The following is a 14544-nucleotide window of genomic DNA, read 5'->3' on the forward strand; positions in this document are numbered from 1 at the left end:
ATAAGTGAGGAATCGACAATGAGTACGATGAATTGGAATGAAATGGGATTATTAAAGCCGCTTGTTGACAAGCTGGCAGCTAGCGATATTAATGAACCGACGGTTATTCAGGCGGATGCCATTCCTGTGCTGCTCGAAGGCAAGGATGTTTCGGCGCGTTCACAGACTGGCACGGGTAAAACGCTTGCTTATTTGCTGCCGATGCTGCAGCAACTGAAGCCATCTTCGAAAGCGGTGCAAGGCGTAATTCTTGCGCCTACACAGGAGCTGGCGATGCAAATTGTTCGTGTAGCGGAAAGCTATGCGGAGCCGCTTGGACTGCGTGTCCAGCAATTGATCGGCGGAGCGGCGCTCAAACGGCAGGTGGAGAAGCTGAAGCTTCATCCGCAGCTTGTCATTGGAACACCGGGACGTATTCACGAGCTGCTGAAGCTGCGTAAACTGAAGCTTCATGACGTACGCAGCGTCGTCATCGACGAGGCCGACCAAGTGTTCGAGCTGGGTTCTACGCGCGAGGTCGAAGCGATTTTATTTGCCATGGGCAGTGAACGGCAAATTGCCTTTTTCTCGGCAACCTATCCGGATCAAATGGCCAGATTTGAAGGACGCTGGATGAATGATCCGATAAGGATTCAAATTGCGCCACAGCACCGGGTATCCGAGACAATTGAGAATTACTTTCTCGTAAGCGATAAACGCGATAAGACAGATACGGCTCGCCGGCTCCTTCGGCTGCTGAATCCGAAGTCGGCGCTGCTGTTCCTGAATGCGACCGATAATATCGCCAACTGGGAGTCGAAGCTCAGCTATGAAGGCTTTAACGTCGAGACGCTTTACGGCGATGCGGATAAACAACGACGTTCCGCGACACTGGCACGCTTCCGCGACGGCCGCTGCCAGCTGCTGCTTGCGACGGATGTCGCTGCTAGGGGTCTTGACATTGAAGGATTGCCGCTCGTTATCCAACTGGACCCTGCTGTTGATGCCGACCATTATGTGCATCGCGCAGGCCGGACAGGGCGGATGGGGAAATCGGGTACGGTCGTATCGATCGTAACGCCGCAGGAACTGTTCATTATGGACAAGTTCCGCAAGCAGCTGGGCATTGAGCTTCCGGAGAAGGCGATGTACCGCGGCAAGCTGACGACGCCGGAAGAGGCGCGAAACGCTTCGGCAACGAGCAGAAGCAGCAAGCCTGACAAGTCCGAATTTGCTTCAGCTGCGAAGAAACCGGTTAGCCGCGAGGCGGCCGCTCCAGTTGAGCGGGACAACGTCCGGAACGAGCCAAAAGCGCGGATTGGAGTTGCTGATACGCAAAAAGCGGCTGTCAGCCGTGCGCCAAAGCAGCCTTCTGCAGCTAAGCAGAAGCAGGAGAAACAGCGTGACAAGAAAAATAAAGGCGCTCCGAAATGGTTGAAAGCGAAGCGTGAAGAGAACGAAAAGCAGGACTAGGACGATTTTCCTGTTTTCCGAAAATTAGACGAGCCACCCTCCCAAAGCGATTTGCCTTCGACGAAACGTATTAGCGAAGGTCAAGCGGAAGCATTTCCGTACAATCGCGATAAGGAGAGTGGCTTTTTTGATGAATACACCGGTTTGGAAAAAGACGATCATTACTTCCATGGCTTTGCTGATGCTCGCAGGAGGCGGGACTTCGGCATTCGCGCATGGCAATAACAATGGCGGGAAAAATGGCAGCCAGCATCAAAATCAAGGCAAGGATGATAAAAAGAAAGAGAAAGAGAAAGAAAAAGAGAAAGAAAAAGAGAAAGACAAGAATAAAGAGAAAGACAAAAATAAGGATAAGAACAAAGTGACCTGGAAATTTGAAGACGAGGATGAGCTGAAATGGGCTCTGGAATACATTATGCGCCTCGCTTCGAAGGGCGTGTTCACAGGCTATGAAGACGGAACCTTTAAGCCGAATCAAAAAATTTCCCGGATCGAGACGCTGGTTGCGGCCGTTCGCTTAATGGGCCTCCGCGAGCAAGCGGAATCGCCGGATAAAATGAAAACGAACCTGAACTTCAAGGATTCCGATAAGCTGAACAAAAAATATCCTTGGGCAGTTGGTTACGTCGCAGTCGCATTGGAAAATGATCTGTTTACAGAGACCGAGTCGGAGATCAATCCGGAGCAGAATGCATCCCGGTTGTGGGCGACGACGATTCTGATCAAAGCGTTGAAGCTTGAGGATGAAGCGAAAGCGTTGAACAATGCGAAGCTGGACTTTAAAGACGCGAAGAACATTCCGGCCGGTTCTGTTGGTTATGTCGCTCTTGCGATTAAGAAAGGCATTATTACCGGATACAACGATCAAACGTTCCGTCCGAACCAGCCGGTATCGAGAGCCGAGCTTGCAGCGCTTCTGGACCGTACTGATTCGGAGATGCCGGATCATGATGCTCTGGCGATTACGGGCAAGCTGAAGGCAGCAGCATCGGGCAACAAAATTACGGTCGTTAAAGCGGACAATAAAGAGCTGACGCTTGATCTGGATGCCAACGTATTTATTTTCCGCGAGGATAAAAAAGCAGCCGTCAGCGCGCTTCGGGCTGGAGATGAGGTATTAGTCCGCACTTATCAAAACCGTGTCGTCTTCATCGAAGTAACGAAAGCCGCAACGCCTCCGGCGTCTACGGCATTCACGGAGCTGGGCAATGTAAATACCGTAACGCTTAATGCGCAGGGCCGGCTTGCAACCATTTCCGTAACGAGAATTTCCAACAATCAGACCTACACGTTTATTTACAACATCGATCCTAACGTTGTAATCACAGGCAATGCATCTTTGCTTACACAAGGCCAACTGGTCGAAGTGAAAGGCGAAAACGGAACGGTCAAAACGATTACAATCAAGTAATAGGTAGTAAAAACTTATAAACAGCTGATATGCATCTTGGGAAGGGCGCATATCGGCTGTTTTTTTGAGTTTTGAGGAAATTTTAGGTATGCTGATAGAAGAAGCATTTCATTTATGGAATTTGAAGGTGAGAAGATGACCGAACCTATATTAAAGGTAGAGAGTTTAACAGGTGGCTACAGCCCAAGGCGGCCGGTGCTTCATAACGTCTCGTTCGACATCCGGCCGGGAGAAATGGTTGGCTTGATTGGATTGAACGGTGCGGGCAAAAGCACGACGATAAAGCATATTTTAGGCTTAATGAAGCCGCATGATGGCGGAGTTCAAGTGAACGGAGTGGCGCTGGAGGAAAACCAGGAGCGATACCGCTCGGCATTCGCCTATGTGCCGGAAACGCCTGTCTTGTTCGATGAACTGACCGTGGAAGAGCATTTGAAGCTGACCGGGATGGCTTACAATGTGGATGGCAGCGTCTTTGAGGACAGAAAAGAGCGGCTGCTGGCGGAGTTTCAGATGACGGCCAAGCGGGGAGCGTTTGCCTCCCATCTGTCCAAGGGGATGAAGCAGAAGGTCATGATCATGAACGCGCTTCTGTCTGAGCCGCCGCTTTATATTATTGACGAACCCTTCCTCGGTTTGGACCCGCTCGGTATCCGCTCCTTGCTGGAGCGTCTTGTCGAGGTGAAGCAGAAGGGCTCGGCGATTCTGATGAGCTCCCATATCCTCGCGACAGTGGAAGCCTATTGCGATCGCTTTATCGTCATGCATCATGGCGTCGTTGCCGCGCAAGGCAACTTGGAGGAAGTGTGCGCCGCAGCCGGAACCGAGATGCGCAGCGGCGGTCTGGAGGACGCATTCTACAAGCTCGTAACCGGTGACCGGTCATGAAGTCTCCGCTTCAAGCTTTGGAAGCGATGTGGGTGAAGCGGGCTGCCGATTACCGCAAGGAAATCCTCCCTTATCTCGGTTATATGGGTCAAAGCGGTTTTTTGCTGGTCTTGTCCTTTATTGCAATTACGTCGGGATTCGGATATATTAAGCTCCTTCGCGATGTGCCGCCTGATTTTCCGTTTACGCTGGTTGGCGTCATTGCCCTAGTTCCGGTATTATGCTGGAGCCCTCTGCGGACATGGCTTGTATCGGCTGATATTGTCTTTCATCTGCCGCTTGAGGCGAGAATGGGCCATTACCTGTTCCGCTCCTTCCGCCGCAGCCTGCTGCTTACTGTTGTGATTGCAGGTCTTGTGCTGCTCTTATACTGGCCGTTATACCGGCATGGAGACGGTTTGGCAGGCGGCTGGTGGCTGCTGCTGTTCGCTGCGGGACTTCGTGCCGTTAATACGTGGGGCGCTTGGCAGGAACGTCTGCTGGCATGGCCTGGCATGCGCGTACTGCTCCGGCTGCTGCGCTGGCTGGCAACAGCCGCTGCTTGGACGGCCATGCTCTCACGCGAGCCGTGGATGGCTGTTGTGTTTGGTGTTCTGATCTTTGCTTTATTAGCTCTCGTGTACCGGATTCCGGCCCGGCATGCCTTCCCTTGGGAACGGTTAATCGAGGAAGAGGCGAGGACGAGAAGAACGACTTATTTATTTTTCGGATTGTTTATCGATGTTCCCTCAATGGCATCCCGTTCGACGCCGCGGCGTTACCTCAGCTGGGCGCTAAGATGGATCCGTTACAGGCATGCGAATACATTCGTATATTTGTACGCTGCTTCCTTGATCCGAACAGAGCTGGGCGGCATTATAGTGAGACTAGGACTTCTCAGTGCTCTCATCGTCTATTGGTTTGCCGAAGCCGTATGGCTGAGCGGCTGGGGCGCTGCTGCCGCGTACGCGGTTCTAATGCTGATCTTAGCGGTTCAGCTTGGCGGACTTCGCCGTGTTCATAGCTTCACAGTGTGGAGACATGTCTACCCGCTGCCGGATGCGAAGAGAACGGAAAGCATTGTACGTGTCGATTCTGTGGTACTGGCCATCGCAGCCTTACTCGTCTGGCTGCCAGCAGGCATTACGCTGCTGATATCCGGCTGTCCGCTGCCGGCGGCCGCTGCTCCGGTAATCATGATTGCGTATGCATGGCTACTTCGCCCGGGCCGGATGAAACGGAAAATCGTCCGCGAGGATGATGAGGAATGAAAAAAGGCTTGGCTGATTCCATGGAATCAGCCAAGCCTTCTTCAATTGCGGGATTAGCGGCTGCTTGTAATTTCCGTTACCGCTTTGTAGATCGTATCGAACAGCTCTTCCAAATTCGGCTCTTCAATGCAGGAGAATGCGACGCGCAGATCGGTTTCGCCAAGAGCAATGGTACCGACGCCGTATTGGTCAAGCAGTCTCGTACGTACTTCCTCAGCCGACACGCCGTTCAGCTTCAGACACATGAAGTAACCGGAGTTGAACGGATAGTAGCCCCATACATCGCCGTAGCGTCCGCTGTCGAGCAGCGACTTCACGCGGTTGGCGCGTTGTTTCATAATCTCGTATTTCTCTGCTTTTTGCGCTTCGAACTCAGGCGACTGCAGCGCGTGAAGGACAAAGGTTTGCGATGGATGCGGGCCGCTTGAAATCGTGGCGCGAATAATGCCCGTCGTTTTTTGTTCCAGCGCAGCCAGCGTTTTATCTGATTGCGATGCATACGTAATGAAGCCTACACGGAAGCCCCATACATATTCCTCTTTCGTCGCGCCGTCTACTTTAACGGCAAGAACGCGGGGATGAAGTTCGGCAAGCTTGCCGAACAGCGATTCATGGACTGAATCTTCAAAGAAGAGACCGAAGTATGCATCGTCAGTAACGGCTACAACGTTGATGCCGGCTTCAGCAGCTTCACGGATGACAGCGACGATTTCATCGCCCTCCTCCGGTCCAGGTGTATAACCCGTCGGATTGTTCGGGAAGTTGAGAATAACGATCGCTTTGCCTTTACCCTTCTGTGCAAGCAGCGCTTCGCGCAGTCCAGCAGCGTTGAAGCGGTTGTTCTCGTTATACAACGGGTATTCTACGATTTCCGCACCGCGGCGGATGCCGAAGGTGAGCTCATAGTTTTCCCAGTTTTTGTTCGGGATAATGACAGCGTCTCCCGCATCTGCGAACAGATCGGCAACGATACTCAGGCCATGTGTCAGTGCGTTCGTCGCAACGGGATTGCTAATTTTTTTGCCTTCAACCGAAGGGTTTTCCTTCAGCATTTTGGCCTTCCATGCCGCACGGAGCTCCGCTTTGCCGGCAGGAGGCGCATATTCATATATATCTTTCGGATCGTATGCACTCAGCGTATCTTGAATGACCTTCAAATGCATCGGCTTTCCGTCTTCGATTGCGATACCGATCGTAGCGTTATATTTCTTGGCTTTTGCCTTCGCTTCTGCGGATTGGCTCAAGATGCCTTCCTTCGGGAAATAAATCGCCTTTCCTAATCCGGACAACATCGCGTAAACGTCTGGGCTTTCCGCTTGTAAAGTCTCGTTCAACTGCCGAGCAAGTGGGTTCATGGACCTCATTCCATCCTTCCGATAATTCAGTTCATTATAGTATTATTTCCTATAGGGATTGCTTATCGGGAGCTATTATAACATTTTTTGCACGGTTCAAACCATCCGAAATTAAATAAATTTAACAAATCACTGAACGGTATGCAGGAAAATGCAAATCGCTCCGTACAGGCTTGCGAAGTCGTTTGGCGCTGTTGTATGATGACGGCAGATGCTTTTATTTCCTCACTTTTAGTTGATTTTTAGAAATCGAAACGGACAGGGTTCAAGCTAAGGCCAGCAGGCTTTTAGACAGCTGATGATTGACGTAATATCATCAATAACTGCAAGCCTTATATCCCTGCAATAAATCGTACAAGCATAGGAGGACTGCCCATAAATGCTGCATATCACTCCGGAATCGCTTATTTTGCTGCCCCCGCTCGCCAAAATCGTATGTGAACCTGGCTGGAGATGGGCTCCGCGAGAAAAGCCAATGCCCAATTTCGATTTATTTTACGTGTGGAGCGGAGAAGGGGAAGTGGAAGTAAACGGGACGATATATCCGGTCGGCAAAGGAAGCTGTTTTCTGTTCCGCCCCGGCGACTTCACCAGCGCAACCCATAATCCGCAAAAACCGCTCGTATTAACCTATATTCACTTTGATACAAAGGATCCTGTGGAGCGGGTGCCGGGACGTTACCGGCAGTTTGTCGACACCGTCGAGTTTGAGCATATGCTTTCCCGTTACGTACGACTTTTCCTTGTGAAGACCTATGCTGCCGAAGAAGAAGCCCAGCTTGTGCTTAAGCAGCTTATCATTCATCTCCTTCGTGAAGATCTGGATCTGCAGGTGCCGCTGGAGAAGAAGGCGAGCAATCAGCTGACGGAGGCAATTCATGAAATTGCCAACTATGTCCGCCAAAATCCAGGTGTTCCGCACAGGGTGGAGGATTTGGCCCATCGCGCCCAGCTGTCGCCACGCTATTTTTCGATGAAATTTAAAGAAATGATTGGAACGCCGGTACAGTCGTATATGATTCAGACACGGATCGAGCGTGCTCAGCACTTGCTGATGTATGAAGGAATGAATGTGACAGAGGTGGCCGACGCTCTCGGCTATCGGGATATCTTTTTCTTCAGCCGGCAGTTCAAGCAGTATACGGGAAGAAGCCCTTCGGAAATTCGTTAGTCGATACGGTGCATGACTTATTATTGTAAAAAAGAACCTCCTTGCCAATCCTCGCTTACTGAAGCGGACCTGGCCGGAGGTTCTTGCTTTTTATTCGCTGCTCCCGTTGTGATAGGGGCAATACTTCTGCATCAGCCCGATCGTCTCGCTGTCCAGCTCGCCGCCGCGTTCCCGAAGTCCTTCCACAATCGGCGCTTTTTCTTCCTCGTTCTTGTTCTGGGCGAATTTGAATTTGGCGGTAAGGTGTTCAACATCGATACGAACGACTGCAACCCCTTTAACATTGCCGCGATAAGCCGGATCATCCGCCAAAATCGGCTTATGGCCGCCTTCCGGTTGAAGCTTAACCATCAACGCTTGCAGGGCTGCTGCCTTTTCTGTTATATCTTCGACGAGTGATGCTCGTCCGGCGATAACGACCGATTTGAAAAAAGCGGTCGCGGGACAAGCCAGCTCCGGATCGGTGAAGTAGGAAGGAATAATGGCATATTCTTTGGCTACACAAAAAGTGACATAGGGCTGTGCTTTTAAATTAGCTATTTTTTCGCCAGCCCGGCTGCCGTGAAAATAAATGTTTCCGTTCGTGTACACATAGTTAAGCGGCGTAGCAGAGGGATAGCCGCTTTCGGCTACCGTGGCGAGAATGCCAAAGCTCATCTCACCCAGAAACTGATCAATCTCCTGCTGCTCGTCGACAGCGAATTCTTTCCTGCGCATGCAGTTCTGCCTCCTTTGGCTATCTATAGGGAATAAAGCTATGTTAGACTGAAGTCTGACAACTCAAAAGATCCAATTTCACTTGTTTTTAATAGACCAATTTATAGAGCGGGACAAGGGAGGCAAGCAGAATGGAGCAGTTAATTACAGCCGCTTATGAAAAGCTTGCCGTTGCCGCACGGGCTGGCACAAAAACGGAGGCTTTGTTTTTGGCGGTGCGGGATCTGATCATAACCGGTGCTCTGCACGGAAGCGAGCGTCTTCCTTCCAGCCGGCGGCTGGCAGAGCAGTTGGAGCTTTCGCGCGGCCTCGTGAACCAAGTGTATGAAATGCTTGTTGCCGAAGGCTTTGCCCGAACCGAAAGAGGCAGCGGTACTTTCGTCGCTTATGTACGGCCGTCCTTACAACATTCCGCTTCCCCGTCTAAGGCAGCAATTCCATTGTCTTCTTGGGCGAAGCGCCTCAGGTCTGAACAGCTAACTACCGGTTCTGGGGAAAAGGCGCACAGCAGGGCGGAGATTGATTTTTCGAGCGGTCAATCGGATGTGTCACTATTTCCTTGGGATGACTGGCGTACGCTCATGTTCGAGCAGGTTCGCCGTCTCTTCGAGCAGGAACGCTATGAACCCTCAGAGCTAGAGGGCAGCCGTTCACTGCGTGAGGCCATTGCGCAAGAATTACGACGGGAGAGGGGAATCGTCGCATCGGCAGGTGACATTGTTATTACTAGCGGCTCCATGTATGCAATCGCGCTGCTGTCGATGCTGCTGATTGAGCCCGGAAGCAAAGTCGTGGTGGAGAATCCTAGCTATGACGGGATACGCCGGGCTGTGGAAGCGGCGGGCGGCCGTCCTCTATACGCGGCTGTCGACGATTATGGTATTGTACCAGAGCCATGGGATGCCAGATTGTTGTTCGTTACACCAAGCCGTCAGTTCCCGACCGGAGTGGCCCTTGATCCTCAGCGCCGAAAACAGCTGCTCGAGTGGGCATCCGCTCATGAGGCCGTCATTATTGAAGACGATTATGACAGCGAGTTCCGCTGGGGCGGCCGCCCTTCCGAACCGCTCAAGGCGCTCGATTATGAAGGCCGGGTCGTATACGTCGGGACCTTCTCGAAGACGATGTTCCGGGAGCTGCGGCTGGGCTATGCCGTCGTGCCGGAATCGCTCAGAGAGCCGATGCGATTGGCCAAGCATTGGCTGGAGCCGCATTCTAGCGGCGTTGCGGAGCAGCGGGCTTTGGCTGCCTTTATGGCAAGCGGCCTATACTCCAGGCATCTGCGGCGTCAACGGCGGTTGTATGGCAGACGGCTGCTGAAGTTTCGTGAGGAGGCTGATCGCCATTTAGGCGGGCTGTTCCGCTTCAAGCCTTCCGACGCCGGGCTGCATCGTTATGCAGAATGGACCGGAGCTGCGGCTGACTTTGAACGGCTGCGGGCAGCATGTCTCCAAGCTAGTGTTAAATGGAGCAGCTGTGAGCCTTATTGGATTGCTGAAACCAAGAACGGGATTAAGGCGAGTGGTGGAAGGCTTGGCGCATTGTTCACCTTTGCCCATTTGGATGAAGCAGACATTGCGGAAGGCCTTCGACGAATCGGGGACTGCTGGCGGAAGCTGGCTGAAACCGGAGAGTAGACCATAGCTGAAAATAAAAGGACCGTCCATTCTCTTCGCGTTAGAGAGTGGACGGTCCTTGCTTATACTTATTAGTCTTGAGGAATCAGTTTGCCCAGACGTTCGCCCATGCGAACCTTGAGACCGACTTGTAAATCGGCGCGGGGCTCGAAGGTGTCGTCCTCAAGCAGCAGCACGACAGTTGATCCGAACTCGAAATAGGCGAGTTCGCCGCCTCTTTCCGCCGTTGGCCGAATAGGTTCAACGTAACGAATGCTGCTTACGTTCATCGCTCCGACCTTCACGACAGCAGTTTCGCCGGCATTATGCTGAATGTAGGTGATTAGACGCTCGTTGCGGCTAAGTACCCTGCGCATGCGGGTGAGACCGAAATCGTTAACCGGATATACTTTGCCGAGCACATGCTCCCGCTCGACGATGTGTCCGCTTACCGGAGAATGAATGCGGTGATAGTCAGTTGGGCTTAAGTAGAGCACGATGTAATAGCCATGTTTGTAATTTTCCATGCGGGGAGAGCGGTTCAGCAGCTCCTCAACCGTATAGTCCTGTCCTTTTACATTGACGATCGTTCCGCTTGTAATAGGACCAGATCCGGTAATGAGAGCATCAACCGGACTGATTAGCGCAGTCGTATCAGGCTCCAGTTCGCGGGCTCCAGGCTTCAGTCTGCGGGTGAAAAATTCATTTAACGTTTTGTATTCTTGAAGCGGCTTCTCGGCCTCTTCTACCTTTATGCCGTACATGCTGGCGAATTTAGCGATAAATAATCGGCTTCCTCTGGATTGCGCGAACCTTCCGGTCACTTTGGAAATCCATTTGCGCGAGCTTAATTCCGTCATGGCACGAAAAAATCGGTCTTTCATGACTCGTACCGCACGTCCTTTCATACTTCGTAGGTTGTTGCTTTTCTCGAACAGTGTGCCATAAGAAGCTGTACAAAGCAATAGAAACTAAAGCGCCTCGAGCCTCATTGGCCCATGGCAATCAAGAGCTGGAACGCGTATGCTAGTGCATCAAGGCTTATGGCAGGAGGTTTCCATAGACAAATGGCATCACCAAAGGTCGCATTCGTTACGCCGGGTTCCTTTCCCATTCCTTCCGGAAACAGCAGCTCTGTTGAGCGTGTCGTTGAAAAATTTGTTCCGCTTTTAAAACCGCATGCAGAGCCTCGAATCTATGGAAAGAGCATGCGCAAGCTGGCAAGAACCGGTTTTGTTAATGGCGTTTATTGCGAAAGATTCAACGCGGTGAACAAGGCATCTTATATTGCGGCAGCCGGGCGGGCGATCGGACGGTTTGTCCCGTCTCATATTCAAGTAGAGAACCGTCCCTTATACGTATTGGCCTTAAGGAGGAGGTTTCCGGGCAAGCAGATTTGGCTAAGCCTTCATTCTTCTACTTTTATAGGAGGTAAATATTTGACTCGGTCCAAGCTGCGGCAATGTCTGCGTGCAGCCGATAAAATTATCGTAAACAGCGAGTTTTTGCTGAGGACCGTCGCTTCACGAGTTCCGGAGGCAAGATCGAAGCTGAAGGTCGTTTACCCCGGAGTCGAGCCTGAACGGTTTCCGTCCCGGTTTTCGGATGAGGGAATGTCCATGCGGTCTTCGATCCGGGATAAAAAAGGGTTAAGCGGCCGGAAAGTTGTTATATTCCTTGGCCGGTTAATTCCGCTCAAAGGGGTGCATCATTTGCTCCGCGTGGCCCCGAAGCTCGCTCAAATCGATCCCGAGCTGCTAATCGTCGTGGTAGGGAGCCCCTTTTACGGCTCGCATCGGACGACAGCGTACTCCCGCAGCCTGCATAAGCTAGCCCGCAAATGTCCACGCAACGTGCGCTTCGTTCCTTATGTGCCGTATACGGAAGTGCCGAATTGGTTCATTGCTTCCGATATTGCTGTCGTTCCCTCCGGCCAGCGGGAAGCGTTTGGCCTCGTCAATGTCGAAGCGATGGCCTGCGGTTTGCCGGTTGTTGCAACGAGTGCCGGAGGTATGAAAGAGATTATACGTGACGGGGAGACCGGGTTTCTCCTTGATCCGGGGCGGGTAGAAAGCGAGCTGGTCGATAAATTGAGACTGCTTCTTCTTGATAAGGAGCTCCGCGACCGGATGGGAGAGGAAAGCCGGAGGCGCGTGGAGCAGATGTTTACCTGGCAGCATACGGCCGACCGCTGGCTGAAGCTGCTTCAAGAAGCTCAGCAGAAAGCAGTTGAAATAACGGATGCCGGGCTCGAATTAGAGACGGAAAATTTCTGAAAAAGCAGTTGGCTGATTCAATAAGAAGGCCGTTCGCCGAGCTTGCCTGAGCTTGACCCGGACGGCCTTCTACTAATTAGCACTTCGTATGGAAAAACAAAGCGGATAATTTGAATTGAATTTGGAATCAAACTTTGATATATTTGAAAACGAGAATCGTTATCAAGTGAATTTATAAGTTACATACAGAAAGGTAGTTGCATCAATGGCACTCAATAATGGAACGGAAGCCAAGCCTTCCGTCAAGCTGCATGCCAGACCGGTCGTTGCGACGATCATCCTCATAGGCGGCACAGCAGCACTCCTGCTTTCCATGGCGCTGGCGATTTCGGTCGGAGCAGCCAACATCAGTCTGGAAACGGTGTGGGAAGCCGTATTTAAATTTAATCCTGAGTTAACGAGTCATCAGATTATTCGTGAGCTTCGTATGCCTCGTGCAATAGCTTGTGCCGTTGTTGGAGCAGCCTTTGCCGTGTCTGGCGCGATTATGCAGGGGATGACGCGAAATCCGCTTGCCGATCCCAGCTTGCTTGGTCTGAATGCGGGCGCAGGTTTTGTTTTGGCGATTTGCTTCGCTTTTTTCCCTAGCCTTTCGTATATGAGCATTATGTTCTTCTGTTTCGTAGGCGCGGCGCTTGGCGTCGCTATCGTATACGGAGTCACCTCTATGGCTAAAGGCGGCTTGACGCCGGTCCGGCTGACGCTTGCAGGCGCTGCGGTCAGCGCATTGTTCGTCGCCCTTAGCTCAGGTATTCAAATTCATTATAAAGTGGGCCAAAACATGGCCTTCTGGTACCATGGCGGCGTTGCCGGCATCAACTGGCAGCAGATTTCCATCATCGCACCTTGGATCGGCGGAGGACTGATCGGCGCGATTATTATATCCCGTGCGATTTCTTTGCTAAGCTTGGGCGAGGATATTGCAGTCTCGCTGGGAACGAGAACCGGTTTAATTAAAATACTAGGTTTGGTCTTTACTCTGGTGCTCGCGGGTGCAGGTGTATCGGTCGCAGGTGCTGTAGGCTTTATCGGACTTATCATTCCGCATTTTGCCCGTTATCTGGTTGGCGTCAATTATCGCTGGATCATTCCGTGCTCGGCGGTGCTTGGCGGTTTGCTAGTCGTGCTTGCCGATATCGTAGCGAGAACGATGAATCCGCCCTCTGAGTTTCCAATTGGCGCGTTGATTGCTTTGATCGGTGTACCGTTCTTCCTCTATCTTGCAGTGAAACAGAGGGGAGAATTGTAATGAATCCAACAAATATATCCGTAACGGAAAGCAGAAGAAGAACTCGTGCCATAATCGTCATGCTGATTTTAACGATATTGGTTATTACAGCTTTTATTATTAGTATGAATACCGGCCATATCCGGCTGTCGCCGCTTGATGTGGTGAAAACGATGTTTGGCGGGGGAACTGACAAGCAGCATCTGATCCTGTTCGAATTCAGGCTGCCGCGAATCATTATTTCGGTCCTGATCGGTGCTGGTTTTGCCGTGTCAGGTGCTATTCTGCAAGGGCTTTTCCGAAATCCGCTTGCTGATCCTGGTCTCCTAGGTATTAATGCGGGTGCCGGTTTGATGGTAACGCTGTACATTTCCTTCTTACGCGACAATTCGTCGGCCAATCTGTTCCTCCTGCCGTTATTGGCGCTTGGAGGGGCGGCAAGCGCAGCGGTTCTAATCTTTATGCTCGCTTATAAGCGTCACAAAGGGTTGCTGCCGACACGAATGATATTAATTGGGGTAGCGGTTCAAGCGGGTATTAATGCGGCGATGGTCGTTTTGACACTCGCACTAGATCCGGAAGACTACCAGTACGTATCGATCTGGCTGGCAGGCAGCATTGCTGGATCCAACTGGAAATATGTTATCGCCTTGCTTCCCTGGATCATTGCGCTTATTCCGTTCGCAATGATCAAATCCCGTTCGCTTAACATTCTTAATCTGGGCGACCAGATGGCGAAAGGCTTGGGTACGCCGATCAATCGTGATCGGATTTGGCTGCTGGCAGCAGCGGTAGGCCTGGCTGGGTCTTGCGTTGCGATCGGCGGCGGCATTAGCTTTGTAGGTCTCGTCGGACCGCATTTGGCCCGTCGACTGGTTGGCCCTCAGCATCAGCTGAACATCCCGACCGCAGCGCTGCTTGGAGCATTGCTTGTTCTTGTGGCGGACACGATTGCGAGATCTTTCTCTTCGCTGCCGACAGGCATTATCGTGGCGATTATCGGAGCGCCATACTTCTTGTATTTGCTTTCCAAAACAAAATAAAAAGGTCATACCCGAATACCCGTTAACGCGGCGGTCCGCGTTAACGGGTATTTTTTGCGCTGTTTTTTAAAGCAGGCCTTCCTGCTCCAGTAACGAGCCTATGGGTAGATGCATATATTACGTATGACATTTCAGGT

At 51.6% G+C, this 14544-nt stretch carries 12 protein-coding genes; 9 read left to right on the top strand and 3 right to left on the bottom strand.

What is annotated here, in order from left to right:
• Nucleotides 1-18 precede the first annotated feature (18 nt).
• The 4 genes from IEX98_RS00110 to IEX98_RS00125 all read left to right on the top strand — a co-directional run bounded on the left by IEX98_RS00110 (nt 19) and on the right by IEX98_RS00125 (nt 5001).
• Nucleotides 19-1452, top strand: coding sequence for a DEAD/DEAH box helicase (locus tag IEX98_RS00110; RefSeq protein ID WP_188886925.1), 1434 nt, complete (start codon nt 19-21; stop codon nt 1450-1452).
• A 130-nt stretch (nt 1453-1582) separates the two neighbouring features.
• A complete protein-coding gene (locus IEX98_RS00115) occupies nt 1583-2863 on the top strand; it encodes an S-layer homology domain-containing protein (protein ID WP_188886926.1) in 1281 nt (426 codons plus the stop codon).
• A 114-nt stretch (nt 2864-2977) separates the two neighbouring features.
• Entirely contained in the window at nt 2978-3751 is a 774-nt protein-coding gene (locus IEX98_RS00120; protein WP_308421726.1) for an ABC transporter ATP-binding protein, read from the top strand.
• A complete protein-coding gene (locus IEX98_RS00125) occupies nt 3748-5001 on the top strand; it encodes an ABC transporter permease (protein ID WP_188886927.1) in 1254 nt (417 codons plus the stop codon). Before IEX98_RS00120 ends, IEX98_RS00125 begins: the two co-directional genes overlap by 4 nt.
• A 53-nt stretch (nt 5002-5054) precedes the next feature.
• Here IEX98_RS00125 and IEX98_RS00130 read toward each other — a convergent pair whose 3' ends face one another.
• Nucleotides 5055-6356, bottom strand: coding sequence for an aminotransferase class I/II-fold pyridoxal phosphate-dependent enzyme (locus tag IEX98_RS00130; protein WP_188886928.1), 1302 nt, complete (start codon nt 6354-6356; stop codon nt 5055-5057).
• Between the two features lie 379 nt (nt 6357-6735).
• On the opposite strand from IEX98_RS00130, the gene IEX98_RS00135 reads away from it, so the two are divergent.
• The gene (locus IEX98_RS00135; protein ID WP_188886929.1) at nt 6736-7527 is read left to right on the top strand and encodes a helix-turn-helix domain-containing protein; all 792 of its coding nucleotides are present in this window, start codon (nt 6736-6738) and stop codon (nt 7525-7527) included.
• Nucleotides 7528-7617: 90 nt separating this feature from the next.
• Here the strand turns inward: IEX98_RS00135 and IEX98_RS00140 are convergent, their stop codons facing one another.
• Nucleotides 7618-8244, bottom strand: a complete 627-nt coding sequence (locus IEX98_RS00140) for a pyridoxamine 5'-phosphate oxidase family protein (protein WP_188886930.1) — start codon at nt 8242-8244, stop codon at nt 7618-7620.
• Between the two features lie 131 nt (nt 8245-8375).
• Between IEX98_RS00140 and pdxR the strand changes: the two genes are divergently transcribed.
• Nucleotides 8376-9881, top strand: a complete 1506-nt coding sequence (pdxR, locus tag IEX98_RS00145) for a MocR-like pyridoxine biosynthesis transcription factor PdxR (RefSeq protein ID WP_188886931.1) — start codon at nt 8376-8378, stop codon at nt 9879-9881.
• A 71-nt stretch (nt 9882-9952) separates the two neighbouring features.
• Here the strand turns inward: pdxR and asd are convergent, their stop codons facing one another.
• Nucleotides 9953-10744, bottom strand: a complete 792-nt coding sequence (gene asd, locus IEX98_RS00150) for an archaetidylserine decarboxylase (protein WP_188886932.1) — start codon at nt 10742-10744, stop codon at nt 9953-9955.
• 183 nt (nt 10745-10927) lie between these two features.
• On the opposite strand from asd, the gene IEX98_RS00155 reads away from it, so the two are divergent.
• The 3 genes from IEX98_RS00155 (at nt 10928) to IEX98_RS00165 (ending at nt 14407) form a co-directional block, all read left to right on the top strand.
• A complete protein-coding gene (locus tag IEX98_RS00155; protein ID WP_188886933.1) occupies nt 10928-12136 on the top strand; it encodes a glycosyltransferase family 4 protein in 1209 nt (402 codons plus the stop codon).
• A 205-nt stretch (nt 12137-12341) separates the two neighbouring features.
• On the top strand, nt 12342-13385 hold the full coding sequence (locus IEX98_RS00160) for a FecCD family ABC transporter permease (RefSeq protein WP_188886934.1): 1044 nt from the start codon (nt 12342-12344) through the stop codon (nt 13383-13385).
• On the top strand, nt 13385-14407 hold the full coding sequence (locus IEX98_RS00165) for a FecCD family ABC transporter permease (protein WP_188886935.1): 1023 nt from the start codon (nt 13385-13387) through the stop codon (nt 14405-14407). The genes IEX98_RS00160 and IEX98_RS00165 overlap by 1 nt, the downstream gene beginning before the upstream one ends.
• Nucleotides 14408-14544: the final 137 nt, after the last annotated feature.

The sequence above is a fragment of the Paenibacillus radicis (ex Gao et al. 2016) genome, assembly GCF_014641555.1.
GTDB lineage: Bacteria > Bacillota > Bacilli > Paenibacillales > Paenibacillaceae > Pristimantibacillus > Pristimantibacillus radicis.